At 62.5% G+C, this 24,094-nt stretch carries 24 protein-coding genes; 12 read left to right on the top strand and 12 right to left on the bottom strand.

Translation table 11 applies throughout. The features are described 5' to 3' along the window. Nucleotides 1-116 precede the first annotated feature (116 nt). Nucleotides 117-1,259 (bottom strand): succinyl-diaminopimelate desuccinylase, encoded by a 1,143-nt coding sequence (dapE, locus tag DFK10_RS00215; RefSeq protein ID WP_109385389.1) that lies wholly within the window; start codon nt 1,257-1,259, stop codon nt 117-119. Nucleotides 1,260-1,521: 262 nt separating this feature from the next. Here dapE and DFK10_RS00210 point away from each other — a divergent pair, with 262 nt between their 5' ends. Continuing rightward, on the top strand, nt 1,522-3,111 hold the full coding sequence (locus DFK10_RS00210; protein WP_109385989.1) for a Hint domain-containing protein: 1,590 nt from the start codon (nt 1,522-1,524) through the stop codon (nt 3,109-3,111). A gap of 74 nt (nt 3,112-3,185) precedes the next feature. After that, complete coding sequence (locus tag DFK10_RS00205; RefSeq protein ID WP_217810015.1) at nt 3,186-4,205, top strand: Hint domain-containing protein; 1,020 nt, start codon at nt 3,186-3,188, stop codon at nt 4,203-4,205. On the opposite strand, the gene DFK10_RS00200 is transcribed toward DFK10_RS00205, so the two are convergent. The 3 genes from DFK10_RS00200 to dapD are packed head-to-tail and all read right to left on the bottom strand — an operon-like array spanning nt 4,196 to nt 5,644. Beyond that, a complete protein-coding gene (locus DFK10_RS00200) occupies nt 4,196-4,537 on the bottom strand; it encodes a hypothetical protein (RefSeq protein ID WP_109385385.1) in 342 nt (113 codons plus the stop codon). The genes DFK10_RS00205 and DFK10_RS00200 overlap by 10 nt on opposite strands. Next, nucleotides 4,530-4,817 (bottom strand): hypothetical protein, encoded by a 288-nt coding sequence (locus DFK10_RS00195; protein ID WP_109385383.1) that lies wholly within the window; start codon nt 4,815-4,817, stop codon nt 4,530-4,532. The genes DFK10_RS00200 and DFK10_RS00195 overlap by 8 nt, the downstream gene beginning before the upstream one ends. Beyond that, entirely contained in the window at nt 4,817-5,644 is an 828-nt protein-coding gene (gene dapD, locus DFK10_RS00190) for a 2,3,4,5-tetrahydropyridine-2,6-dicarboxylate N-succinyltransferase (RefSeq protein WP_109385381.1), read from the bottom strand. Before dapD ends, DFK10_RS00195 begins: the two co-directional genes overlap by 1 nt. A gap of 151 nt (nt 5,645-5,795) precedes the next feature. On the opposite strand from dapD, the gene DFK10_RS00185 reads away from it, so the two are divergent. Further along, nucleotides 5,796-6,644, top strand: coding sequence for an LOG family protein (locus DFK10_RS00185; protein ID WP_109385379.1), 849 nt, complete (start codon nt 5,796-5,798; stop codon nt 6,642-6,644). Here DFK10_RS00185 and DFK10_RS00180 read toward each other — a convergent pair whose 3' ends face one another. Beyond that, nucleotides 6,645-7,412, bottom strand: coding sequence for a hypothetical protein (locus DFK10_RS00180; protein WP_146193209.1), 768 nt, complete (start codon nt 7,410-7,412; stop codon nt 6,645-6,647). Between the two features lie 61 nt (nt 7,413-7,473). Here DFK10_RS00180 and DFK10_RS00175 point away from each other — a divergent pair, with 61 nt between their 5' ends. After that, nucleotides 7,474-7,971, top strand: coding sequence for a gluconokinase (locus tag DFK10_RS00175; protein ID WP_109385375.1), 498 nt, complete (start codon nt 7,474-7,476; stop codon nt 7,969-7,971). Here DFK10_RS00175 and DFK10_RS00170 read toward each other — a convergent pair. Genes DFK10_RS00170 through DFK10_RS00160 form a run of 3 tightly spaced genes read right to left on the bottom strand, consistent with a single transcriptional unit; the run spans nt 7,968 to nt 11,161 of the window. After that, nucleotides 7,968-9,074 (bottom strand): Gfo/Idh/MocA family protein, encoded by a 1,107-nt coding sequence (locus DFK10_RS00170; protein ID WP_235866727.1) that lies wholly within the window; start codon nt 9,072-9,074, stop codon nt 7,968-7,970. The two genes, DFK10_RS00175 and DFK10_RS00170, sit on opposite strands and share 4 nt — an antisense overlap. Next, nucleotides 9,071-10,126, bottom strand: a complete 1,056-nt coding sequence (locus DFK10_RS00165; protein ID WP_109385371.1) for a sugar phosphate isomerase/epimerase family protein — start codon at nt 10,124-10,126, stop codon at nt 9,071-9,073. The genes DFK10_RS00170 and DFK10_RS00165 overlap by 4 nt, the downstream gene beginning before the upstream one ends. 9 nt (nt 10,127-10,135) lie before the next feature. Next, entirely contained in the window at nt 10,136-11,161 is a 1,026-nt protein-coding gene (locus tag DFK10_RS00160; protein ID WP_109385369.1) for a LacI family transcriptional regulator, read from the bottom strand. A 184-nt stretch (nt 11,162-11,345) separates the two neighbouring features. Between DFK10_RS00160 and DFK10_RS00155 the strand changes: the two genes are divergently transcribed. From DFK10_RS00155 to DFK10_RS00125, 7 genes are all read left to right on the top strand, one after another. Then, nucleotides 11,346-12,578: an ABC transporter substrate-binding protein gene (locus tag DFK10_RS00155; RefSeq protein WP_109385367.1), complete on the top strand. Its 1,233-nt coding sequence runs from the start codon at nt 11,346-11,348 to the stop codon at nt 12,576-12,578. Between the two features lie 90 nt (nt 12,579-12,668). Then, a complete protein-coding gene (locus DFK10_RS00150) occupies nt 12,669-13,586 on the top strand; it encodes a carbohydrate ABC transporter permease (protein ID WP_109385365.1) in 918 nt (305 codons plus the stop codon). Continuing rightward, on the top strand, nt 13,579-14,478 hold the full coding sequence (locus DFK10_RS00145) for a carbohydrate ABC transporter permease (RefSeq protein ID WP_109385363.1): 900 nt from the start codon (nt 13,579-13,581) through the stop codon (nt 14,476-14,478). The genes DFK10_RS00150 and DFK10_RS00145 overlap by 8 nt, the downstream gene beginning before the upstream one ends. A gap of 3 nt (nt 14,479-14,481) precedes the next feature. Next, a complete protein-coding gene (locus DFK10_RS00140; RefSeq protein WP_109385361.1) occupies nt 14,482-15,564 on the top strand; it encodes an ABC transporter ATP-binding protein in 1,083 nt (360 codons plus the stop codon). Between the two features lie 4 nt (nt 15,565-15,568). Then, nucleotides 15,569-17,971 (top strand): beta-mannosidase, encoded by a 2,403-nt coding sequence (locus tag DFK10_RS00135; RefSeq protein ID WP_109385359.1) that lies wholly within the window; start codon nt 15,569-15,571, stop codon nt 17,969-17,971. A gap of 11 nt (nt 17,972-17,982) precedes the next feature. Next, on the top strand, nt 17,983-18,735 hold the full coding sequence (locus tag DFK10_RS00130) for a sugar phosphate isomerase/epimerase family protein (protein ID WP_109385357.1): 753 nt from the start codon (nt 17,983-17,985) through the stop codon (nt 18,733-18,735). Further along, nucleotides 18,732-19,856 (top strand): Gfo/Idh/MocA family protein, encoded by a 1,125-nt coding sequence (locus tag DFK10_RS00125; protein WP_109385355.1) that lies wholly within the window; start codon nt 18,732-18,734, stop codon nt 19,854-19,856. The genes DFK10_RS00130 and DFK10_RS00125 overlap by 4 nt, the downstream gene beginning before the upstream one ends. On the opposite strand, the gene DFK10_RS00120 is transcribed toward DFK10_RS00125, so the two are convergent. The 3 genes from DFK10_RS00120 to DFK10_RS00110 all read right to left on the bottom strand — a co-directional run bounded on the left by DFK10_RS00120 (nt 19,853) and on the right by DFK10_RS00110 (nt 22,026). Then, a complete protein-coding gene (locus DFK10_RS00120; RefSeq protein ID WP_146193208.1) occupies nt 19,853-20,059 on the bottom strand; it encodes a hypothetical protein in 207 nt (68 codons plus the stop codon). The genes DFK10_RS00125 and DFK10_RS00120 overlap by 4 nt on opposite strands. 42 nt (nt 20,060-20,101) lie before the next feature. Next, nucleotides 20,102-21,289, bottom strand: coding sequence for a 23S rRNA (adenine(2503)-C(2))-methyltransferase RlmN (gene rlmN, locus DFK10_RS00115; protein ID WP_109385351.1), 1,188 nt, complete (start codon nt 21,287-21,289; stop codon nt 20,102-20,104). A gap of 206 nt (nt 21,290-21,495) precedes the next feature. Further along, nucleotides 21,496-22,026: an invasion associated locus B family protein gene (locus DFK10_RS00110; RefSeq protein ID WP_109385349.1), complete on the bottom strand. Its 531-nt coding sequence runs from the start codon at nt 22,024-22,026 to the stop codon at nt 21,496-21,498. Between the two features lie 183 nt (nt 22,027-22,209). Between DFK10_RS00110 and DFK10_RS00105 the strand changes: the two genes are divergently transcribed. Then, on the top strand, nt 22,210-23,208 hold the full coding sequence (locus DFK10_RS00105; RefSeq protein WP_109385347.1) for an asparaginase: 999 nt from the start codon (nt 22,210-22,212) through the stop codon (nt 23,206-23,208). Here DFK10_RS00105 and serB read toward each other — a convergent pair. Beyond that, a complete protein-coding gene (gene serB, locus DFK10_RS00100; RefSeq protein WP_109385345.1) occupies nt 23,205-24,074 on the bottom strand; it encodes a phosphoserine phosphatase SerB in 870 nt (289 codons plus the stop codon). The genes DFK10_RS00105 and serB overlap by 4 nt on opposite strands. Nucleotides 24,075-24,094: the final 20 nt, after the last annotated feature.

The raw sequence follows: 24,094 nt of genomic DNA, 5'->3' as shown, positions 1-24,094 counted from the left end.
CCGCACGGCAGGCCCATTGTCTTCTTTGGGTCAGAAATACCGCGGGGGAGTTTGAGGGGGCAGCGCCCCCTCATTCAATCTGGAAAGCGTGGCACAGCCACACCGTTTGCAACGGCTCAGCCGAAATAGTCCCGCAGGATGCGCCCATAGATCGCTTTCAGCCGTATGATCTCGTCCACAGGCACGCATTCATCGACCTGGTGCATGGTCTTTCCTACCAACCCGAACTCTACCACGGGGCAATGATCCTTGACGAAACGTGCATCCGACGTGCCGCCGGTGGTCGACAACTCCGGCACCCGGTTGGTTTCCGTTTGCACCGCGCGGCTGACCAGCGCCGAAAGGTCACCCGGCGGGGTCAGGAAGCTCTCGCCGGAAATCTTGATCTCCATCTCGATCTCGACACCGAATTCCCCGGCCACCTCCGCCGCTTCCTTGCGCAGCCAGTCGCTCAGCGAGGCGCCGCTATGGCTGTCGTTGAACCGGATATTCACGATCCCCCGGCACGATGCGGGGATCACGTTCGTGGCGCTGTTGCCGGTCTCGATGGATACGACGGCAAGGGTCGAGGGGTCGAAATGCGCGGTGCCCTGGTCCAGCTCCTGACCGGCCAGGCGATCCATCAGGCGCGCCATGGCGGGCAGCGGGTTCCTGGCCCGGTGCGGATAGGCGGAATGGCCCTGCTTGCCGGTCACGGTAATCCAGGCACTCATCGAACCGCGCCGGCCGATCTTGATCATGTCGCCGAGGGTTTCGGGGCATGTGGGTTCGCCGACCAGGCAGACATCCATGCGCTCGCCATTCTCATCCATCCAGTCCAGCAAGGCCCGCGTACCGTCCCGGCCCGGCCCTTCCTCGTCACCGGTGATCGCCAGGATCACCGCGCCATCCGGTGGGGTCTCGGTCACGAAATCCACGGCCGCAGCGGCAAAGGCGGCTACACCCGATTTCATGTCCGTCGCACCGCGGCCATAGAGAATCCCGTCGCGTATCTCGGCGCCGAAGGGATCGACGCTCCAATCCGCGATGTCGCCCACCGGAACCACATCGGTATGCCCGTTGAAGCCGAAGGTCCGGGTCGCATTCTTTTGCCCCCAGCGAGCGAACAGGTTCGGCACGCCGTTCCGGTCCGCCCGGGCCGTCTCGAAACCCGCGCCGGCCAGCAACGCCTCGAGCAGGACGAGGGCGCCGCCCTCTTCTGGGGTCACCGTCGGGCAGCGGACAAGGTCCCTGGTCAGGGTTACAGGATCAACGGCCATCTATCGCCTTCCTTCCGTTCCATCCGCCCGGCCGGGCTGTGGCTCCCGCGCTACAACCTGGATGAGCTGTCGGCCATAAACGGCTTATTTGTCTCAAATTTTTCACGCTTTCCACCTATGCTCATCTCAATAACAAAGACCTGAGGCAGGTCAACGATCGAGCGGCCCAAGATAGGGCATATTCATAGCATGGTGCCACCATATGTGGTTTTCCACCATGATCGGTCCGTTGGACCTGTCCTTGCGTAACGTGGGGCAGAGTATGGTTGCAGCATCCGAATTGAACTACGACACCTCGGCAAATGCCACGCAGATGGCCGAAACCATCTTCGGTGACGGGGTCACCGTCGTCGGGGCCAGCTATTCCGGGTCCAGCTATTCCTCTGCGATCTATTCTGGCGGTGACAGCATCGCCCCGGGCGTCACACCCGGCGATACCGGCGTGATCCTTTCCACCGGCGTGGCCAGCTGGTTCACGAACAGCTGGGGCTCGTCCAACCAGTCGAATGCCCGAAGCTACAATTCCGGCGGGCCGAACAACGATTCAGATTTCAACGACATCGCCGGGACCAGCACGTATGATGCTTCGTTCCTTGAGGTCGATTTCATCCCCGAAGGCGACACGATGACGATGCAATTCGTCTTTGCCTCGGATGAATACCCGGAATACTCGAACAGCGTCTACAATGACATGGTCGGCGTCTGGATCAACGGCCAGCACGTTCCGCTCTCGGTGACCAACACCGCGACCGCCGTCGGCGGCGTGAACCAGAACGAGAACATCAACCTCTATAACGACAATACAGGCGACGCCTACAACACCGAGATGGACGGGTTCACCGTCACCATGACGCTGACCATCCCGGTCAATCCGGATGTCGTCAACTCGATCAAGATCGGTATCGCTGATGTCAGCGACAGCTCTTATGATTCCAGTCTGTTGATCGCGGGCGACAGCATACAGACAGATCTTGTCGCGATGGACGACGCGGTCACCCTCCAGGAAGGCACCACCAAGACGGTCGATCTGCTGGACAACGATCTGAACGCAACCGGGGGCACGCTGACGATCACCCATATCAACGGCATCGCCGTTTCCGCGGGCGACAGCGTCACACTGACCACCGGCCAGGTGGTGACCCTGAACGCCGATGGCACGATCGACCTCCAGACCGATACCGACAACGACACGATCAGCTTCACCTACGAGGTCGCCGCGACCGATGGTGGCGGCAACGTGCTGGAGACCGATGTCGGGTTCGTCACGGCCGAGACGATTCCCTGTTTCGTCGCCGGCACCCTGATCGAGACAGACAAGGGCCCGCGCGCCATCGAAACGCTGGAGGTCGGCGATATGGTCCTGACCGAGGACCAGGGCCCCCAGCCCATTCGCTGGATCGGTCAACGGACGGTTCCGGCAACGGGTGCCATGGCCCCGATCGCATTTCGGGCCGGGGCGCTGGGCGACCATCGTGCCCTGATGTTGTCACCGCAGCATCGGATCCTGCTGCGTGATGCCTATGCCGAGCTGATGTTCGACGCACCCGAAGTTCTGGTCAGGGCAAAGGACCTTGTGAACGATCAGACCATCCGGCGCATCGAGGGTGGCAGCGTGACCTATCTGCACCTGTTGTTCGACCGGCACCAGATCATCTGGGCCGAAGGCCTGCCAACGGAAAGTTTCCTGCCCGGCCCACATATCCTGTCCGCGATGGAAGGCGACATTATCGCGGAACTGACCATGCTGTTTCCGGAACTCTCCGCATCTTCACCAGCACCCGGCTATGGCCCGGCCGCCCGGCCAATGCTGAACACGCGCGAGACATCGGTGCTCCTGAAACGGATCGCGTGATCAGGATGCGCTGGCTCGGACTCAGGCAAAGATACGAGCGGGAGTTCGACCCTCGCGGCCTTGGCCAAGACCCCTTGGCCACCGCGCTGCAGGACGATGGATTGATCACCCGTGGATCGCTGCTGGCCGAGATCGACCTTGTCCCCACAAGCCGCCCGGTGAACCTGATCCGGTATTCGGTCCTCGATCCGTGGCCCTCGAGCCTTTCGCTGGTTCAGGAACCGGACGGGACGCTGCGGCTTCTGATGCGGCTTGGCCCGCGGCAATTGTCGGTCGCGCTGCGGACCGAACTGGCGACCCGCTCTGAAACGGTGATCCTGACCTTCGGTTGGGACGGGCCGGGACGCACCGGGGTCATGAGCGCTTTCGTCCCTGATACAGGCTGCCTCTGGCAGACAAGCGTGCCCGGTCCGTTCCCGCTGATGCTGCGGGATATCCGGCGCATGGTGCTCGACGAAACGGCATGCCGCCAAGCCGATTCCGTTACCTTTTTCGCCATGGCCGAGGGCATCTGCCCAACCGGCCCGATGCCCGGGCTGGACCCCGAGGCATGGATCGCCACCCCGTCCGGCGCACGACCCCTACAAACCCTGCGCGCCGGGGATCAGGTGCTGGATGCCGAGGGCAAGGCCCGCGAAATCCGCTGGGCCGGGTCGGTTACGCTTCCGGCGACGGGCCGGTTCACACCGTTGAAGATGCGGGCCCCCTATCATGGGCTGACCGAGGACCTGGTTCTGGCCCCCGATCAGCGGCTTCTGCTGTCCGGCACAGAGATCGAATACCTGTTTGGCCAGGAACGGGTCAGCGCCGCCGTTCGGCACCTGTCTGACCGGCATTCTGTGGAACCCGCCGCCCCCCGGACACCGGTCATCACCTATCGGCAGCTGCTGCTGGATCGCCCCGCCGAGATCATCGCCAACGGCGCTGCCGTGGAATGCTTCGATGCGCAGCCACTGTTCAGCGACACGCGGTTGGTGCGCCATTCTGTCCTGTCGGGGCTTGATCGTGAAGAATGGCCCGCGGTGACGGGCTTTGGCGTGCCGGTCCTGCGCGACTACGAGGCATTGACGCTCGAAGAGGCCCGCTACGGCTGATCCTGGTCGCCGAAGAACGGGGTCATCTGGGCGACGACGACACTGTTTTCATCCAGCGCGCGCTGCATCAATTCGCGCTCATCGGGTTCGATCTCGTGACCCTCGGCCTCGCGCTCGGCCAATGTGCCGTAGCCGCTGACATCGAGTGGCGCCAGATCGGCCTGCTTGAGGATCGCCACGGTTTCACGCACAGCTTCGGCCTCGTCCACACCGCTGGCATAGCACATCAGGGCCGCGCCGGTGCTGCCCTCGGGCAGGCCATCATCCGCATGGCGCCCGACCTGAACGACCAAAGTGTAGACCTGCTGCTTGCTGGGCTTCTGCTTAGCCATTTTCGGTTTCCTTGTCCTGCCAGCGCGACCGCGCAGCCCAGAGTGAAGAGAGTATCAGCACAACCTGTGTAGGCACGAAGAACACCACGAAGAAGATCAGGGCGGTAACCACGTTTGACAACTGCATCACGTAAATTGCCGTCAGCAGGGGCGACCAGAGCAGTGCGAAGACCGCCGCAAGGGCCAGCGCATCCCCCAGGACCGGGCCCCAGGCGGCGAACCAGCCGGGCCGCTCGCCCCGCGCAATGCGGCGCTTGGCAAGGGTCCGGCTGAGGATCATCAGTCGCGCAGCAGCTCGTTGATACCGGTCTTCGACCGGGTCTTTTCATCCACACGCTTCACGATAACAGCGCAATAGAGGTTGAGGTTGTTCTTGGTGGGCATCGAACCTGCAACGACCACCGAGTAGGGCGGCACTTCGCCATACATGACCTCGCCGGTTTCGCGGTCGACGATCTTGGTGGACTTGCCGATGAAGACGCCCATGCCCAGCACCGACCCTTCGCGGACGATGCAGCCTTCGACCACCTCGGAGCGCGCCCCGATGAAGCAATTGTCCTCGATGATGGTCGGACCGGCTTGCATGGGTTCCAGCACGCCACCAATGCCGACGCCGCCCGAAAGGTGGACGTTCTTGCCGATCTGCGCGCAGCTGCCCACGGTGGCCCAGGTGTCGACCATGGTGCCCTCGTCCACATAAGCGCCTAGGTTCACGAAACTGGGCATCAGCACCACGCCGGGAGCGATATAGGCCGACTTGCGCACGACGCAATTGGGAACGGCGCGGAAGCCCGCGGCCTTCCATTCGGCATCGCCCCATCCTTTGAACTTGCTGTCGACCTTGTCCCACCAGCCGGCACCCTGCGGGCCGCCGTCTTGCAATTCCATATCCTTGATGCGGAAGCCCAGCAGCACGGCCTTCTTGGCCCACTGGTTGACGTGCCAGTCGCCGTTTTCCTGCCGCTCCGCCACGCGCAGCTTGCCGCTGTCCAGCGCGTTCAGCGTATCCTCGATCGCCTCGCGGGTTTCCCCGCCGGTGCTGGACGTGATCTGGTCGCGGGTTTCCCAGGCGGCTTCGATGGCGGTTTCAAGCTGGGCGTTGGACATAGGGTGTCTCCGATACATTTACGGGTTTCGTGCGCAAATAGCCTGTGGCGACGTATTGAGCAATCACCGTCTCGGCCTGTCGCGGTCCTGTCATTGGACATCATCGACGAAGCCTGCCATCAAAACCCAAAGTGTTATCGAGGAGCCGGGCATGAAAGACGACAATAGACGCCACCCCTTCCGCGACAGTCAGGAAGACAGGGAAGCCGCGACGCATATTCCGCAAACACCGCAGGCGCTTTCATCAACCTATCGGTTGGCCTTTGATGACTACGAGTTCTTGTGCCGGGACGAACTGCGCCCGGTGCGGCTGCAATTGGAGCTGCTCAAACCCGAATTGCTGATGAACGAGGCCGGGGTCAATTCCACCATCGTCCTGTTCGGCGGTGCCCGCATCCCCGAACCGGCCAACAAGGATGCGGCACGGACCAGGACGCTGGCGGACCTGTCCAAGTATTATGAGGAGGCGCGCACTTTCGCTCGGTTGATGACAGAACGATCGGTTGCCAATGGCGGGCTGGAAAATGTCATCGTGACCGGTGGCGGCCCGGGTGTGATGGAGGCAGGCAATCGCGGGGCTGCGGATGCAGGGGGCAAGTCCATCGGGCTGAACATCGTTCTGCCCCACGAACAGGCACCCAACGAATACGTCACACCGGACCTGTGCTTCAACTTCCACTATTTCGCCATTCGCAAGATGCATTTCCTGATGCGCGCCAAGGCGGTCTGCATCTTTCCGGGCGGGTTCGGCACCATGGACGAAATGTTCGAAAGCCTGACCCTGATCCAGACCGGGCGCATGGAACAGGTGCCGTTCCTTCTGTTCGGGCGCGAATTCTGGGAGAGGATCATCAACTGGGAGGCCCTCGCCGAAGCTGGAACGATCTCGGAAGAGGACTTGAAACTGTTCCGCTATGTCGAAACCGCCGAAGAGGCCGTGGAATTGCTTGAAACGTGGGAAGGCGCGGGCGAAAAACGCGGCTCCATCCCTGGTCGCTGATCACTTCGCAAGGTGCGGGGGCACCTTCGGGCGCATTTTGGGACGCTTGCGTTCCAGCGCAACCCGGCGCTTTTCATCATCGGGACGCGGAAATGGTGCGTGTCGGCTGAAATCTTGCCAGTAGAGGTAATCGGCCGAGAGAACCGGCCAGAATGTGGTGGGAAAGCCGTCGGGCTCCAGCCCTTCGACCTCGATCTGGAATGTCGTCGCCTCGACAGTCTTGGGAAGACTCTTGGTTTCAGACGGGGGACAGTGGCCGGTCACGAAGACATCGAAGCTGACCGCATAGGGGATACCGAGGTTGAACAAGGGAAGCGGCAGCGTCTTGCCGGAGGGGGTTGCAACCTTCTGATAGGCCATCCAAAGGCGGAAATGGACCCAGGCATAGACGATCACGCTTTGCTTGCCGGTGAAATGCCGTGAGAGTTGGCCCCAGGGGATCTTCGCACCGAGCTTGCCGGCGGCCTTGACCAGGTGATCGTTCACGCCCTTGGCATCCTGGACACCCAGTGCCCGGCACGCGGCGCGATATTTCTTCTGGCTGAGTGGGCGGACAGGCTGACCCCGGGGGTTGAAATGATCGAAATTGATGACCGGCTCGACGTAGACGTATTTGTCGCGTTTCTGCTGGTCGGCCTTCGACTTGGTACAGTCCCATTCGTAGATCTTGCGATAGCGATAGCCCATTACGTTCAGTCGCCGGCGTGTCACGGGAAGGAATTGATCCGTATACCGCAGCGGGACATAGTCGACGTCGGACTTGGGCATGGCTAGACTCCAATCTGAAACTTGATCAATTCCCCGAATTGGAGCGCAAAGACAGCCGATCATGCAAGAGCGCGACGCAAAGCTGCTGGTCATGGGGGTATCCGGGTCGGGCAAGTCGACCATCGGGGCGGCTCTGGCTCAACGCCTGGGCGCAGCTTTCATTGACGCCGATGACCTGCATCCCGAGGAGAATGTGGCTGCCATGGCCGCCGGCCTTCCCCTGACCGACGACATGCGCTGGCCCTGGCTGGATGCCTGCGCCGCCGCGATGCAGGATGCGGGGGCTATCGTTTTGGCGTGCTCTGCGCTCAGGCGCGCCTATCGTGATCGGTTGCGGGCCGCGGTGCCGGGCTTGCAGCTGGTCTATCCACGGGCGGATCGTGCCCTGATCGAAGGCCGCATGTCCGCTCGCAAGGATCATTTCATGCCGGTCAGTCTGCTGGACAGCCAATTCGCAACGCTGGAACCGCCCGGGGCGGACGAGACACCGATCAGTGTGTCCGTCGCGCCCCCGGTTCCGGAAATCGTTGATCGGATCATTGCTCGCCTGACGGCCTAGCGCGCAACCCAGGCCCCGTCCTTGCCGCTGGATTCGATACAGGCCCCGATGAACCACATACCATCGAGACCGGCCGCAATCCCCGGCAACAGGCTCCCGTCTCCGGTGCCCGAAATCAGGTCGGCGGCCTCGTTGTAGAGCGTTGCAAAGCCTTCGAGGTAGCCCTCTGGGTGGCCGGGCGGCACACGGGTGCCGTCGGGGCTGGTGCCCGCCCCGCCACGGGTCAGGATCTGCTTGGGTTCACCGAACCGGGTGAAGGTCATGGCATTGGGGTTTTCCTGCGCCCATTCGATGCCGCCCTTGTCACCATAGATGCGCAGGCGCAGCCCGTTCTCACAGCCCACCGCGACCTGGCTGGCCCAAACCATGCCACGCGCGCCCTGCTCCATTCGCAGCAGGATATGGGCATTGTCATCGACCTGCCGCCCCGCCGCGAAACTGTGCAGCTCCGCCGACAGGGCCTCGGTCTTGAGCCCGCTCACGAAAGACAAAAGGTTGAAGGCATGGGTGCCGATATCCCCGATCGCCCCGGCACCGGCCTGCTTGGGATCGGTGCGCCAAGCGGCCTGCTTGTTGTCGGGCTCCGGCGGCTCGGTCAACCAGTCCTGCGCGTATTCGACCTGCACGATGCGCAACTCGCCCAGCGCCCCTTCGGCCACCAGCTTCCGCGCGTGCCGGATGAGCGGGTAGCCGGTGTAGTTGTGAGTCAGGACAAAATGCGCTCCGGTCTCCTTGACCGCCTTTGCGATCTCGTCGGCCTGCTCTGGTGTGGCCGCCAGCGGCTTGTCGCAGATCACATGGATTCCAGCCTGCAGGAACGCGATGGCCGGACCCGCATGCATGTGGTTCGGCGTCACGATGGAAACCGCGTCTATCCCGTCTTCACGGGCAGCTTCCTGCTGTGCCATTTCCTCATAGCTGGCATAGCTGCGCTCGGGCGCAATTCCCAGTTCGGCGGCGCTGGCCGCGGCACGTTCGGGATTGGAGGACAGCGCCCCGGCCACAAGTTCGAACCGACCATCAATGCGGGACGCGATGCGATGCACACCGCCGATAAAGGCGCCTTGGCCGCCGCCGACCATTCCAAGTTTCAATCGAGTCATAGGCCCAGCATCCCCTTGATCGCGGCTTCGTCACGGTCGCCGCCTGCGAAATCGTCAAAGGCTTTCTCGGGCGGCTCGATCATATGCGCGGCAATGAAGGGTGCCCCTTCGGCCGCGCCCTGTTGCGCGGACTTGATGCAGCATTCCCATTCCAGAACCGCCCAGCTGTCATAGCCATACTGGGTGAGCTTGCTGAAGATGCCCGCGAAATCGACTTGGCCATCGCCAAGGCTCCGGAAACGGCCTGCGCGCTGGGTCCAGGGTTGGTAGCCCGAATAGACGCCCTGCCGACCGTCGGGATTGAACTCCGCATCCTTGACGTGAAAGGCGTTGATCCGATCATGGTAGAGGTCGATGAACGCCAGGTAATCCAACCCCTGGAGCAGGAAATGGCTGGGGTCATAGTTGATCTTCGCCGCCTCGTGCTCGTTCACGCGATCCAGGAACATCTCCCATGTGGCGCCGTCGAACAGGTCTTCGCCCGGATGCAGTTCGAAGCCGATATCGACGCCCTTGTCCTTGTAGTGGTCGAAGATCGGCAGCCAGCGCCGGGCCAACTCATCGAAGGCCTCTTCGATCAGGCCATCGGGACGTTGCGGCCAAGGGTAGAGGAAGGGAAAGGCGAGCGACCCCGAGAAGCTGACCGTGTGATCGAGGCCAAGGCGGCGGGACGCATCGGCGGCCTTCGTGACCTGGTCCACCGCCCATGCCTGCCGCGCCTTCGGATTGCCGCGAACGGTATCGGGTGCGAAAGCATCGAAAGCCACATCATAGGCGGGGTTCACCGCGACAAGCTGGCCCTGCAGATGGGTCGAAAGCTCTGTGATCTCGACCCCAGCATCGGCACAGATACCCTTGACCTCGTCACAATAGGCGTCGCTTTCCGCGGCCTTGTCCAGGTCGAAAAGGCGCCCATCGAAAGTCGGGATCTGAACGCCCTTGTAGCCCAGTCCCGCGGCCCATTTGGTTATGTTTTCAAGGCTGTCAAACGGTGCCTCATCCCCTGCGAACTGCGCGAGGAATAGCCCCGGCCCCTTGATCTGGCTTGGCATGATCTCTCCTTATCCCTGTGTGATCTGCTCTTTGGTCGGCACTTCCAGCATCTGCATGGGCGGCGCCGATGGATCCTTGATGGCCTGCATCGCGGCCCGCGCCAGGAAATCCCCGGCCTTGGCCACGTTTTCATGGACCGAGATGATGTCGCGCCGGAAATAGCGCAGGAACGGCAACGCCTCTTTCGAGAAGATGTCGATGTCCTGCCCCAAAACACGGCGATTCGCCTCGATCGCGCCGACACAGGCCATCGCCCCCGTCGTGCTGCCGCAGATGATGCCGTCGGTCTCGGGGCGTTCCTTCAGGATTTCTGATACCTTGGCGCGGATCGCTTCGCCGCCACTATCACTGTCGACCCGCTGGACGACCCGGAAATCGACCCCACGGGCCGCCGACTGCTCGGTCGCGCCCGCCTTCATGTGACTGGAATAGGCATGGGCCGCAGGGGGCGCGACGAGGATCAGGGACCGACGGCCCCGATCGGCGAGGGCATCCACGCCGAGGCTGGCGAAGGCGTGGTTGTCATAATCGTAATAGGCGTGTTCCGACGCGCGGTTGCTTCGCCCGTGGGCGGCGAACGGAAAGCCACGCTCCATAAGGTAGTCAACGCGCGGATCTTCGGGCTGCACCTGATTGAAAACGACCGCGTCCGCGGATTGTGTCTCCACGATGTAGCGAATCGCCTTCATCGGGTCTTCGTCAGGGAAAAACGGCGTGACGATCATGTGAAAGGCCGTGTTGCGCAACCCGCCCGCCAGCGACGTTATAAGACGCGCGGTGTGGTTCATCATGTCGTGTTCGGTGGACATCACCAGGCTGATGACATTGGTGCGCCCGGTGCGGAGACGCACGCCCGCACGGTTGGGCACATAGCCGACCTCGCGTGCGATCTTGCGCACCAGCGCCTTGGTGTCCGCGCCGATATCCGGCGCATCGCTCAGGGCGCGACTGACCGTGGGCACGGCCAGACCTGCCATGCTTGCAATCGTCTTTAGCGTTGGCTTGGTGCCCGTCGGTTGTTCGACCACCTTCATTCCTCCCTTAGACAGATCGGCAAAGCCCCTAGTCCACATCGACCGGCAATGCAAAACAGGTCCCTTTCCGTCAGTCACGAAAAGATCCAGAGACGCGGTAGAATCGCCAAAAACTGTCTTGTCAGGTCTTACTAAAACGTTATAGGGAATTCTACAACGATTTAGAATCAGGGAGGATCAAATCGTGAAACTGACCACAAAACTCTTGTCCGCATCCGCGATTGTTAGCGCAACCAGTGTGGGCGCCGTCGAACTGGAGGTGACCCATTGGTGGACCTCGGGCGGCGAGGCGGCCGCGGTTTCGGAACTGGCCAAGGCCTTCAATGAACAAACCGACCACACCTGGGTCGACGGCGCCATCGCCGGGTCCGGCGGCACCGCCCGCCCGATCATGATCTCGCGCATCACCGGCGGTGACCCGATGGGCGCCACCCAGTTCAACCACGGCCGCCAGGCCGAGGAACTGGTCGAGGCTGGCCTGATGCAGGATCTGACGGAAGTCGCCGAGGCACAGAACTGGCGCGAAATCGTCAAGCCGGTCTCGCTGCTGGATGCCTGCACCATCGATGGGCGGGTCTACTGCGCCCCGCTGAACATCCATTCCTGGCAGTGGCTGTGGCTGTCGCATGACGCCTACGAACAGGCTGGCGTCGATGTGCCCACCAACTGGGACGAATTCGTTGCCGCTGCCCCCGCGTTGCAGGAACAGGGCATCGTGCCCCTGGCCATGGGTGAACAGGCCTGGCAACAGTCCGGCGCCTTCGGCGTCATGGCCATCGCGCTGGCCGGGGAAGAGGCATGGCGCGCCGTCAATATCGACCTCGATGCCGAGGTGGCCGCTGGCCCTGCCTACCAGCGTGTCTTCGAAGCCGCCGTGGCGGCCCGCGATCTCGCCGCCGACACCAATGTCGGGGACTGGAACCTCGCCACCAACATGGTGATCACCGGCCAGGCCGGCGGTCAGATCATGGGCGACTGGGCGCAGGGTGAATTCCAGGTGGCCGGCCAAGTCGCCGGCGAGGACTACACCTGCCTGCCGGGCCTGGGCGAGACGCAGGTTCTCGATACCGGCGGCGACGCGTTCTATTTCCCCAAGAACGACGACCCCGAGATCACAGCCGCACAGCTTGAACTTGCTGCGTTGCTGGTCTCGCCCGAAGTCCAGGTGGACTTCAACCTCAAGAAAGGGTCGCTGCCTGTTCGCGGCGATGTCGACCTCGAAGCCGCAAACGACTGCATGCGCAAGGGTCTGGACATCCTCGCCAACGGCAACATCCTGCCCTCGGGCGACATGGCCCTGACGCCCGACGTGCAGGGCCAGATCGAGGACCTGATGGCCGAGTTCTGGAGCGATCCGTCCTACACTGCCGAAGACGCACAGGCGCGCTACGCCGACATCATCGCAAGCGCGAACTGATCCGCTGAAAAGGGGCCCGGTCAAACAAGTTGGCCGGGCCTTTTTCACGACACTCTGGTCCCATCGATCTGGACCGGGAAGGAGACCCTTATGAGCAGCGCTGAACACGCCCCGGCAGGGCCGGACAAACGCCCCATACGCCTTTTCCGAAACCTTTGGTCCAAGATCGCAGCTATACCGATGATCCTTGTCTCGGTCGGGATCTTTGTCGGGGGCACGATTTGGACAATCGTCTATTCGTTCACGGATTCAGGCCTGCTGCCAAGATTGAACTGGGTCGGGCTGGAGCAATATGAACGACTCTGGTCGACCCGGCGCTGGCTCGTTTCGATCGAGAACCTCGCCGTCTTCGGGATCGCTTCGTTGATCCTCACCTTTGCGCTGGGGTTCCTTCTGGCCGCGCTTCTGGATCGCAAGATCCGGTTCGAGGACACGTTTCGCACAATCCTTCTCTACCCCTTCGCGCTGAGCTTCATCGTCACCGGACTGGTCTGGCAATGGATCCTGAACCCGGAATTCGGCGTTCAGTCGATTGTCCGCGGTCTGGGCTTCGAAAGTTTCACCTTCGATCCGCTCTACGATTCCAGCAAGGTGATGATCGGCCTGCTCATCGCGGGCCTGTGGCAGGGGACAGGGTTGATCATGGTCATCCTGCTGGCCGGTTTGCGCGGCATTGACGAAGACATCTGGAAAGCCAGCCGCGTCGACGGGATTCCGGCATGGAAAACCTATGTCGTGATCATCATCCCGATGCTGAAGCCGGTGTTCATCACAGCACTCGTTCTGGTCACCTCGGGGATCGTGAAGCTTTATGATCTGGTCGTCGCCATGACCAGCGGCGGACCCGGCATTTCGTCCGAGGTGCCCGCCAAATTCGTCTACGACACGCTGTTCACACGCCAAAACCTCGGCCAGGGCTTTGCCGCCTCGACCATGATGCTGGTGACTGTCGCGATCATCCTGATCCCGTGGGCGCTGCTGCAATTCCGGGGGAAGAAAAATGACTGATACCGCCACCCTGACCGGCCCCACCGGCCCGCGCCCCAAGAAGGCACTCTCGCCCCGCAACATCATGCTCTACGGCACGCTGATCGTGGTCAGCCTTTACTACCTGCTGCCGCTTTACGTGATGATCGTGACCTCGCTGAAAGGCATGCCCGAGATCCGGTTGGGCAACATCTTTTCCCCGCCGGTCGAAGTCACCTTCCAGCCCTGGGTCAAGGCCTGGGCCGAGGCCTGCACCGGCATCAACTGCGATGGCCTTAGCCGCGGGTTCTGGAACTCGGTACGTATCCTGATCCCGTCGGTTCTGGTCTCTGTCTCGATCGCCTCGATCACCGGCTACGTGCTGTCCATGTGGCGCTTCAAAGGATCCGAGATCTTCTTTGCCATCCTGCTGCTCGGGGCTTTCATCCCCTACCAGGTGCTTCTGTATCCGGTGGTGATCGTGCTGCGTGAGCTGGGCCTCTATGGCTCCCTGACCGGTCTGGTCGTGGTGCACACGATCTTTGGCATGCCGATCAACGTGCTGCTGTTCCGCAATTACTTCGTGACCCTGCCGGAAGAACTGTTCAAGGCCGCGCGCGTCGATGGTGCCGGGTTCTGGCGCATCTTCGTGTTCATCATCCTGCCCATGTCGCTGCCGATCTTCGTGGTCTCGATGATCATCCAGGTCACGGGCATCTGGAACGATTTCCTCTTCGGCGTCGTCTACACCCGGCCCGAAAACTATCCGATGACCGTGCAGCTCAACAACATCGTCAACTCCGTCCAGGGCGTTCAGGAATACAACGTCAACATGGCCGCCACCCTTCTGACCGGGCTGGTGCCGCTGACCGTCTATTTCTTCTCTGGGAAACTCTTTGTCCGCGGCATCGCCGCCGGGGCCGTCAAGGGATAAGCAATGACCAAGAACTCCGTAGAAATCCGCAATCTCGATCTGTCCTTCGGCGCGGTGAAGGTTCTCCAGAACCTCGACCTCGACATCCATGACGGTGAATTCCTTGTGCTGCTTGGGTCGTCGGGCTGCGGCAAGTCGACCCTGCTCAACTGTATCGCGGGCCTTCTGGAGGTGACCGGCGGGCAGATCTTCATCAAGGGCCACAACGTGACCTGGAAGGAACCCAACGAACGCGGTATCGGAATGGTGTTCCAGTCCTACGCGCTTTACCCGCAGATGACGGTGCGCGGGAACCTGTCCTTCGGCCTCAAGAATGCCCGTATGCCCAAGCCCGAAATCGAAGAGCGGGTGAAGCGTGCCTCTGAAATCCTTCAGATCGAGCCGCTGCTGGATCGCAAGCCCGGCGCCCTCTCGGGCGGCCAGCGTCAGCGCGTCGCCATAGGCCGCGCCCTAGTCCGCGATGTGGACGTCTTCCTGTTCGACGAACCGCTGTCGAACCTCGATGCCAAGCTGCGCGCCGACCTGCGGGTCGAACTCAAGCGGCTGCACGAACAGCTGGACAACACGATGATCTACGTGACGCACGACCAGGTCGAGGCCATGACCCTGGCGGACCGGATCGCGATCATGAAGGACGGCAAGATCATGCAGCTGGACAGCCCGGCCGAGATCTATAACCGCCCGCGCAACCTATATGTTGCCGGCTTCATCGGCTCCCCGGCGATGAATTTCATCGAAGGGAATATCGCCGGGAACACCTTCACCTCCGGAGATCTGAGCGTGCCCGTGGGCGACTATGACTACATGTCCGGCGGGGCCCATGACGGGGCCGCGATCCTGGGCGTGCGGCCGGAACATGTCCTGACCGACGACATGCTGCCCAGCGCCGACATGACAGCCAAGGTCAAGGCCGATCTGGTGGAGCCGATGGGCGCCGACACGCTGGTCTGGACCTCGCTGGAAGGGCACCCGTTCCGGTTCCGCATGGATGGCCAGGCGCATGTGAAATCAGGTGACGAGATCACCATTGGCTTCAACCTGACACGGATCTCCCTGTTCGACCCCAAGACCGAAGACCGACTTTGATCCAATGACCGCCCCGACCGACATTTTCCTTGCGGGGCTCTGGCAGCTGACCGACGAAACCGGGGACTATGCCTGTGACATGGCCATCCCCGGTGACGGCGTGACCGCGCTGGAGCAAGCCGCTCTGATTTCCGACCCCTACTGGGGCCGGAATGAATACGCACTGCGCTGGATTAGCGAACGCGACTGGGTGCTGCGCAGGACGGTCGATTTGACCGACACCGATGTCGAGCTGGTCATCGAGGGATTGGATACGGTTGCCGAGGTTCGGTGGAACGGTGCGCTGATCATCGCCGCGGACAATGTGCACCGCACCCATCGCTGGCCATTGTCCACCCTCGTCCGGCAGGGTGAAAACGAGATTGAGATCACCTTCCGGTCGCCTGTCCGTGAAGGCGCGCTGAGGCAGGCGGCGCAGCCGTTCCGCATCCCCTATTCCACGGACAACAACCCGATCCCGAATGGCAACATGCTGCGGAAAGTCCAGTGCGATTTCGGCTGGGACTGGAACATTGCCCTCGCGCCTTTCGGGATCGTCGGGGATATCCGATTGGAACCCGCACGCGCGACGCGGATCAACGCCGTGCAAGTTCGTCAGCAAATCGAAGACGGGGTGGCCAATGTCTGGGTCATGCTGGACGCAGCAGCCTATGCCGACGAAACCGTCTGGGTGCGTTTCGCTGGTCAGGAAAAGGAACTCGCCCTTTTCGCCACGGATGGTGAAAAGCGGTTCGCACAGCATTTCGAGATCAAGGAACCCGAGCTGTGGTGGCCGAACGGGATGGGGGATCAGCCCCTTTATGACCTGTCGATCACCTGCGGCACGCAAGAGATCCGACGCCGCATTGGCCTGCGCCAGATCGAACTGATCACGGCGGAAGATGAGGCCGGCGCCTCGTTCGGGTTCCGTGTGAATGGCGTGGATGTCTTCGCCAAAGGCGCCAACTGGATTCCCGCCGATGCCCTGCACGGACGGATCACGCCTGAGAAGACGCGCGCATTGCTGCAATCGGCGGCCGACGCGCATATGAACATGATCCGCGTCTGGGGTGGCGGGCGATATGAGCCGGACAGCTTTTACGAGGCCTGTGACGAGCTGGGCCTGATGGTCTGGCAGGACTTCATGTTTGCCTGCTCGCTCTACCCGTCGACCGACGATTTCCTTGAAAACGTCCGCGAGGAAGTCCGCGAGAACGTCGCACGCCTTCAACATCACGCCTGCCTCGCGCTTTGGTGCGGCGATAACGAACTGGTCGGGGCGCTCGACTGGTTCCCAGAAAGCCGCGACAATCGCGACCGCTACCTGGTGAATTACGACCGATTGAACCGCACCATCGAAACCGCGTTGAAGGAAACCGATCCGGACGCGAATTGGTGGCCCTCTTCTCCGTCCCTCGGCCCCATGGATTTCCGCGACGGCTGGCATGTGGACGGCCAGGGCGACATGCATTTCTGGTCGGTCTGGCACGAGGGCCGGGATTTCGACCATTACCGCGATGTGAAACCGCGCTTCTGCTCGGAATTCGGTTTCCAGTCCTACCCCTCGATGCCGGTGATCGAGACCTTCACCGACCCCGCAGACCGCAATATCGCCAGCCCGGTCTTCGAAAGCCACCAGAAGAATGCCGGCGGCAACGCCCGCATCGCGGAAACCATGTTTCGCTATTTCCGCTGGCCGGAACGGTTCGAGGATTTCGTCTGGCTCTCCCAGATCCAGCAGGCCGAGGCGATCAAGACGGCCGTCACCCATTGGCGCGGTCTCAAACCCCATTGCATGGGCACGCTCTACTGGCAGCTCAATGACACATGGCCGGTCTGCTCCTGGTCGTCGCTCGATTACGGCGGCGGCTGGAAGATGCTGCACTACGCGGCGCGGCGCTTCTACGCACCTGTCACCGTTGTGGCCGTGCCGGGTGACGAGACGATCACCCTGCGGGCCGTGAATGACCGGCCGGACCCGGTGACCCTGACCGTGACGGCCCGTGCCGTTGCCCTGTCGGGCGAAACCCGCGAGGTGGCGCAACGCGTGATCGAGGTCAATACCCGTGCCGAGGACGTGCTGTCCATCCCGCGCAGCGCCTTGGGCGAGGGCGAGATGCTGCACTTCGATTGGCACAGCGAGGCGGAACACGGCGCGGACCTCTTTGCGCCGCATCCGTACAAGTCCTATGATCTGATCGACCCCGGTTTGGAACTTGAACGCGACGGCAATGCGCTGACCATCCGGTCCGGGGCTCTTGCACTTTTCGCGACGGTCGAAGCCGACATACCGGGGCGCTTCTCGGACAATGCCGTTCCGGTTCTGCCCGGCCACCCGGCGCGTATCACATTCATCCCCGATGATCCGGACGCCACCGCGCGTTTCACGCTTCGGGATCTCCATTCCGCCACCATGGCAACCCCCTGAAAGGACAAACAATGCCCGTGCTTTCCTACCAGCTCTATACCTCTCGCGAGGCCGATCACGCCGCCACGCTGGCCAATGTCAAAGCCGCCGGATACGATGCGGTCGAGGGGTTCGGCCCCTGGTTCGATGACCCCGCCGCGTCGCGCGACATGCTTGATGCCGCTGGTCTGCCCATGGCCTCTGGCCACTTTGCGCTGCAAATGATCGAAGACGATCCGGCCAAGGTCATCGACACCGCCCGAACCATGGGCATCGGCCATGTCTATGCCCCTTTCCTCATGCCCGGCGACCGCCCCACAGACCACGCCGGATGGGAAGCCTTTGCCCAACGCCTGGCCCAGGCAGGCAAGCCGATTGTCGATGCGGGCCTGACCTTCGGCTGGCACAACCACGACTTCGAGATGGTCGATCTTGGCGGCGGTGTCTGTGCCGAGGACTTGATCGTCGGGGCCGGCGTTTCCCTGGAGCTGGACCTCGGCTGGGTCTTCCGTGCCGGGGTCGATCCGGTTGCCGCAATCAACAAATACGGCGATCGGATCAAGGCGCTGCACATCAAGGACCGTGCCGCTGAAGGCCAGAATCCCGATCAGGACGGCTGGGCGACGGTCGGTCAGGGCGTGATGGATTGGCCCGCGATCCTGTCGGCCGCCCGGGCGCAGGGCATTGACCTGTTCGTTGTCGAAAACGACCACCCGGTTGACGACGCGGCCTTTGCCGCCGAGTCGGCCACCTACCTGAAATCCCTGCCGGAGGTCAGCGCATGACGACGCTTGGGATTGGCATCATGGGCTGCGGCAATATCTCGGCCGCCTATCTGCGGCTTGCGCCGCTCTTCAACGGAATCGAGGTCCGGGCTGTTGCCGACCTCAACGCCGAGGCGGCCGTCGCCCGGGCGGAGGAATTCGGCGTGCGGGCCGAAACTCCCGATGGGCTTCTGTCGGCGGCCGATATCGACATCATCGTCAACCTGACCATCCCGGCGGCGCATTTCGAGGTGTCCAAGGCGGCGCTCGAGGCCGGCAAGCATGTCTATTCGGAGAAGCCCTTCGTTCTGTCGCTGGAGGAAGGCCAGGCGCTGCTGGCGCTTGCCGAGGAAAAGGGGCTGCGGGTCGGATCGGCTCCGGACACCTTCCTTGGCGGGGCGCATCAGGCGGCCCGGGCCAAGCTGGATTCCGGCGACATCGGCACGGTTGTTGGCGGCACGTGCCATGTGATGAGTCACGGCATGGAAGCCTGGCACCCGAACCCGGACTTCTTCTTTCAGCCCGGCGGGGGCCCGGTGTTGGACCTTGGCCCCTATTACGTCAGCAACCTTGTTCAGTTGATCGGGCCGGTGAAAACGCTGACCGCGATGTCCTCGGCCGGGTTCAAGTCGCGGACCATCGGCAATGGCCCTCGCGAGGGCGAAGAGATACCGGTGAACACGCCGACCAACATCCACGCGATCCTGGAGTTCGCCAGCGGGGCGATCGTGACTATGGGCACCAGCTGGGACGTGTGGGCGCATCGCCATCCGAACATGGAGCTCTACGGCACCGGCGGCAGCCTCTATGTGCCCGACCCTAATTTCTTCGGTGGCACGGTCGAGGCGGTGATGCCCGGGAAAGATCCCCAAACAGTCTCGGACAATGCCCATCCGTTCGGTGTGCCCAACCAAGATGGCCGCGCCAATTACCGGGTGTCCGGGCTGGCGGACATGGCCCAAGCCATCGACGCAGGGCGCGATCATCGCTGCAACGGCGAACTCGCCCTGCACGTGATCGAGGTTCTGACGGGTATTCTGAAAGCCGGCGAAACCGGCCAGCGCATCGAGATGCAGACAACCTGCGATCGCCCCGAGGCTTTGGCCCCGGACCAGGCGGCAGCGCTTCTGCAAACGACCTAACCGATCCGCGCCTCCAGCACGGGAAAGACGGTGCGGCGGCGGTGCCGGGCGATCAACGCCCGGCGCCTGTTCCGCCGCTGCAACTCCCTTTCAAGGGCCTGCTCGAGGAGATCTGCCATGTCGATGCCGTCCTTCCGGGCGGCCTCGGTCAGCGCTTTTTGCGCCGCATCGCTCAACTGCGGAATATGATGTGTCTGCTCCATGGAACAGACCATGAACGATTCGTCTTGGCGAATGGTTAACGCCTAGCCGATCCCCGCCTCGGCCTCGATCTGCTTGCGGGATTTGCGGGCCCGTTCGGTGGCGGATTTCAACTGGCCGCAGGCCGCCATGATATCCTCGCCGCGGGGGGTGCGGATGGGGCTGGCATAGCCGGCCTTGTAGACGATGTCCGCAAACGCCTCGATCCGCGCCCAGTCAGAGCGCTCATAGGGCGCACCCGGCCATTCGTTGAACGGGATCAGGTTGATCTTGGCGGGGATGCCCTCGATCAGCTTGACCAGGCGGCGGGCGTCCTCGTCGCTGTCGTTGACGTCCTTGAGCATCACGTATTCAAAGGTGATCCGCTCGGAATTCGACGCCTTCGGATAGGCCTTGAGCGCCTCAAGCAGGGCCGCGATGTTCCATTTCCTGTTGATCGGCACCAGCTTGTCGCGGACCTCGTCCGTGGTGGCGTGGAAGGACACGGCAAGTTGGCAGCCGATCTCCTCGGCGGTCTTGGCGATTTCGGGGACGATACCGCTGGTCGACAGGGTGATGCGGCGGCGCGACAGGGCGATGCCTTCGCCGTCCATGGCGATCTTCATGGCGTCGCGCACGTTCTCGAAATTGTAGAGCGGCTCGCCCATGCCCATCAGCACGATATTCGACAAAAGGCGCGGACCGTTTTCGCCGGTGCCCTGCCCCGGTTCGGGCCACTCGCCCAGATCGTCGCGCGCCATCATGACCTGGCCGATGATTTCCCCGGCGGTCAGGTTGCGCACCAGCTTCTGCGTGCCGGTGTGGCAGAAAGAACAGGTCAGCGTGCATCCGACCTGGCTGGAGATGCACAGCGTGCCGCGATCTTCCTCGGGAATATAGACGACCTCGACCTCGTGGCCGCCCGCGATACGGACAAGGTATTTACGGGTCCCATCGGCGCTGACGGTCTTTGACACGACCTCGGGAATCTCGATCACGAAATGCGCGGCGAGCTTGGTCCGGAAATCCTTGGCCAGGTTCGTCATCTCCGCGAAATCACGCACGCCCCAATGATAGACCCATTGCCAGATCTGGTTGACACGCATCTTGGCCTGCTTCTCGGGCGTGCCCATGGCGATCAGCGCCTCGCGCAGGGCGGGCCGGGTCAGGCCGACGATATTGGTCGGTCCATCCTCGGGCACTTGCCGCTTGATGGTCAGAACGTCCTGCGTGATCGGGGCGGAGGCCGACATGGGAATACTCGCGTGGCTTGGGTCAATTGGGCCTCATATAGGAGTGTGTATCGGATTCCAAAGAAAATCCATGCACAGGCCCCAAATGACCAGGAACCAATCTATCTCGTTATGATGAAAACGCCGGCAGACAGGAAAGGGCCGCGACATGCAAAAAAGGGCCGCCCGCCTGGGCCACCCTTTTCGCGTCTATGCCTTGGCGGAACCTAGCCCGAACAGCGGCTATCGGCCTCTTCCACTGCAGCGGTGAAGCCGAGCAGGGAAAAGGTGTGCACGACCTGCGTCCCGCGCCCCGATCGTCCGGTCAGCTTGGCCTCGGCCCCCCGTTTCATCGCCGCCACGATCGAGGCATCATCCTCAGGTGACGCCGCCCAGGCCCATTCGCCTTCGGTGAACAGGTCGAAGCTGCTGCCGCCGATTTCCATGCTGACCGTGGTGCCATCCCCGAACGGATAGCCGCCGTTGTAGCTGACCTGCCCCTGCACGCCCTCATCGGGCTGGTAGGATACGAACAACAGAACATCACCCGTGCTGGCCGAGACCGGATTGCCATCCCGGAAGAACTCCTCGGTCTTGGGGGCGGAAACGCTCCAGCACTGCACCGGGTCTTCTTCGACGAAGACGGACCAATCCGTATTGGCCGCCACCCTGTTGGAGCTTTCTTCCTGGGCCAGTGCCGCCGTCCCGGCGAAAATCGCCGCTGCCACGGCCAGGCCGCGCGATAGTCGTGAAATCATGTCTACAGCCTCCAAGCTGTCCTTGCCTCTGTCCGACCAATTCCCGGTGTGTGTGCCCACACCTTTTCTGCTGGAACGGGTCAAATCAACTCGATACCGATAGCAGTAGCAAGAAAATGCCAAAATGGGAAATCCCCAGTTTCCGGCACGGTTGCGCGGGTTCCCGCGCAAGGAAGGAGCAACATGACGAACGCGGCACAACTGGTGGAAATCTGGCGCGGGGGCCTTTTGGAAAGCACGCATCAGGGCCATGCGGTCATCTGCGACGACAGCGGCCAGATCATCGAGGCCTGGGGCAATCCCGAGCACGTGGCCTATCCGCGATCCTCGGCCAAGATGATCCAGGCACTGCCGCTGATCGAGACCGGCGCGGCGGCGCAAGCGGGTCTGACCAGTGAACAGCTGGCCCTTTCCTGCGCCTCACATTCGGCGGCGCACATCCATACCGACCGCGTGCAGGACTGGATCGCCACCATGGGTCTGGACGATAGCGCCTTTTGCTGCGGGCCACAGGTGCCCGGCGACAAGGACGCCAAGTTCGAGCTGATCCGCGCGCATGAAGGCCCGTGCCGGTATCACAACAATTGTTCCGGCAAGCATTGCGGGTTCCTGACGGTCACGAGGCATCTGGGTGCGGGCCCGGATTACGTCGCGATCGACCACCCGCTCCAGGTGTCGATCAAGCAGGCGTTCGAAGACGTGACCGAGGCGGACAGCCCCGTTTGGGGCATCGACGGCTGTTCGGCACCCAATCACGCAACGACGATCCATGCCATGGCCCGCGCCATGGCCCATTTCGCCAGCGCCCATGACCGTGCCGACACGCGGGCAAAGGCGATGGTCACCTTGCGCGAGGCGATGATGACGCATCCCGAACTCGTGGCGGGCGAAGACCGCGCCTGCACCCACCTGATGCGCGCCTGCAAGGGAAAGGCGGCGATCAAGGGCGGCGCCGAAGGGTATTACATCGCGATCCTGCCGGAACAGCGAAAGGGCGTCGCATTGAAGATCATGGACGGCGGCACCCGCGCCTCGGAATGCACCATGGCCGCGCTCTTGGTGCGCCTCGGCGTGGCCGATGCCGATGATCCGCTGATCCGGCGATACCTGAACCCCGAGATCAAGAATTTCGCCGGCCTGGTGACGGGCGAAATGAAGTCGACCGCCGGGCTCGCGTCCTAGTCGGCGAATTCGTCCCGCGCATAGCCTTGCAGGTAGAGCAGGGCCGTCAGGTCGCCGTGATTGACGCGGATATCGCATTGGGCCGCGACGCTGGGCTTGGCGTGCAGCGCCACGCCGGTGCCCGCGCGGCCCAACATCCCGAGGTCATTGGCGCCGTCGCCAACGGCGATCACATCCATGTCGGTCAGGCCATGGTCGGCGGAAATCACCTCCAGCGCTTCGACCTTGGCTTCGCGGCCCAGAATCGGGCGCGCCACCTCGCCGGTCAGAACGCCATCTTCCTCTAGCAGGGTATTGGCCCGGCTTCGGTCGAAACCCAACTTGGCCGCAACCGGCCCTGTGAACTGCACGAAACCGCCAGAAACAAGCGCAGTCACCGCACCGTTTGCTTTCATCGTAGCGACCAACTCGGCTCCGCCGGGCATCAATGTGATGCGCGTGTGAATGACGTGACCGATCACATCGACCGCAAGCCCCTTCAGAAGACCGACGCGCTCGATCAGCGCCGCCTCGAAATCCAGCTCACCATTCATCGCCCGCGCCGTGATCTCGGCCACACGGTCACCGACGCCCGCCTCGGCAGCCAGTTCATCGATACATTCCTGCTGGATCATGGTGCTGTCCATGTCGGCCAGCAGCATCTTCTTGCGGCGCCCATCTGCTGGCTGGATGTTCAGGTCGACCCCCAGCGCGTCGAGCTCCGCGCGCACGGTGTCGAAATTTCCGGGCCGGTCGGCCAGGGGGAACTCGGCCGCCTCATCCGGCGACAGCCACTGGGCATCACCGCCGCCCCAGGCATTGCGGAGATTCTCGATGAGGGCAGGTTCCAATGCACCCGGTTTGGCGATCAGCGTCACGACATTCATGGGGTATCTCCGGCGTTTTG

It is taken from the genome of Salibaculum griseiflavum (genome assembly GCF_003129565.1).
In the GTDB taxonomy this organism is placed as follows: Bacteria; Pseudomonadota; Alphaproteobacteria; order Rhodobacterales; family Rhodobacteraceae; genus Salibaculum; species Salibaculum griseiflavum.
This window is presented reverse-complemented; position numbering and strand designations above follow the sequence as displayed.

Excerpts from the sequence above, each read along its gene's own strand:
- DFK10_RS00175 (WP_109385375.1), top strand. The coding sequence starts at position 7,474 with ATGCAAGAGCGCGACGCAAAGCTGCTGGTCATGGGGGTATCCGGGTCG.
- DFK10_RS00200 (WP_109385385.1), bottom strand. The coding sequence starts at position 4,537 with ATGGCTAAGCAGAAGCCCAGCAAGCAGCAGGTCTACACTTTGGTCGTT.
- DFK10_RS00195 (WP_109385383.1), bottom strand. The coding sequence starts at position 4,817 with ATGATCCTCAGCCGGACCCTTGCCAAGCGCCGCATTGCGCGGGGCGAG.
- DFK10_RS00180 (WP_146193209.1), bottom strand. The coding sequence starts at position 7,412 with ATGCCCAAGTCCGACGTCGACTATGTCCCGCTGCGGTATACGGATCAA.
- dapE (WP_109385389.1), bottom strand. The coding sequence starts at position 1,259 with ATGGCCGTTGATCCTGTAACCCTGACCAGGGACCTTGTCCGCTGCCCG.
- DFK10_RS00130 (WP_109385357.1), top strand. The coding sequence starts at position 17,983 with ATGCCCGTGCTTTCCTACCAGCTCTATACCTCTCGCGAGGCCGATCAC.
- DFK10_RS00170 (WP_235866727.1), bottom strand. The coding sequence starts at position 9,074 with ATGACTCGATTGAAACTTGGAATGGTCGGCGGCGGCCAAGGCGCCTTT.
- serB (WP_109385345.1), bottom strand. The coding sequence starts at position 24,074 with ATGAATGTCGTGACGCTGATCGCCAAACCGGGTGCATTGGAACCTGCC.
- DFK10_RS00145 (WP_109385363.1), top strand. The coding sequence starts at position 13,579 with ATGACTGATACCGCCACCCTGACCGGCCCCACCGGCCCGCGCCCCAAG.
- DFK10_RS00135 (WP_109385359.1), top strand. The coding sequence starts at position 15,569 with ATGACCGCCCCGACCGACATTTTCCTTGCGGGGCTCTGGCAGCTGACC.
- DFK10_RS00185 (WP_109385379.1), top strand. The coding sequence starts at position 5,796 with ATGAAAGACGACAATAGACGCCACCCCTTCCGCGACAGTCAGGAAGAC.
- DFK10_RS00150 (WP_109385365.1), top strand. The coding sequence starts at position 12,669 with ATGAGCAGCGCTGAACACGCCCCGGCAGGGCCGGACAAACGCCCCATA.
- dapD (WP_109385381.1), bottom strand. The coding sequence starts at position 5,644 with ATGTCCAACGCCCAGCTTGAAACCGCCATCGAAGCCGCCTGGGAAACC.
- DFK10_RS00165 (WP_109385371.1), bottom strand. The coding sequence starts at position 10,126 with ATGCCAAGCCAGATCAAGGGGCCGGGGCTATTCCTCGCGCAGTTCGCA.
- rlmN (WP_109385351.1), bottom strand. The coding sequence starts at position 21,289 with ATGTCGGCCTCCGCCCCGATCACGCAGGACGTTCTGACCATCAAGCGG.
- DFK10_RS00210 (WP_109385989.1), top strand. The coding sequence starts at position 1,522 with ATGGTTGCAGCATCCGAATTGAACTACGACACCTCGGCAAATGCCACG.
- DFK10_RS00120 (WP_146193208.1), bottom strand. The coding sequence starts at position 20,059 with ATGGAGCAGACACATCATATTCCGCAGTTGAGCGATGCGGCGCAAAAA.
- DFK10_RS00140 (WP_109385361.1), top strand. The coding sequence starts at position 14,482 with ATGACCAAGAACTCCGTAGAAATCCGCAATCTCGATCTGTCCTTCGGC.
- DFK10_RS00110 (WP_109385349.1), bottom strand. The coding sequence starts at position 22,026 with ATGATTTCACGACTATCGCGCGGCCTGGCCGTGGCAGCGGCGATTTTC.
- DFK10_RS00160 (WP_109385369.1), bottom strand. The coding sequence starts at position 11,161 with ATGAAGGTGGTCGAACAACCGACGGGCACCAAGCCAACGCTAAAGACG.
- DFK10_RS00125 (WP_109385355.1), top strand. The coding sequence starts at position 18,732 with ATGACGACGCTTGGGATTGGCATCATGGGCTGCGGCAATATCTCGGCC.
- DFK10_RS00105 (WP_109385347.1), top strand. The coding sequence starts at position 22,210 with ATGACGAACGCGGCACAACTGGTGGAAATCTGGCGCGGGGGCCTTTTG.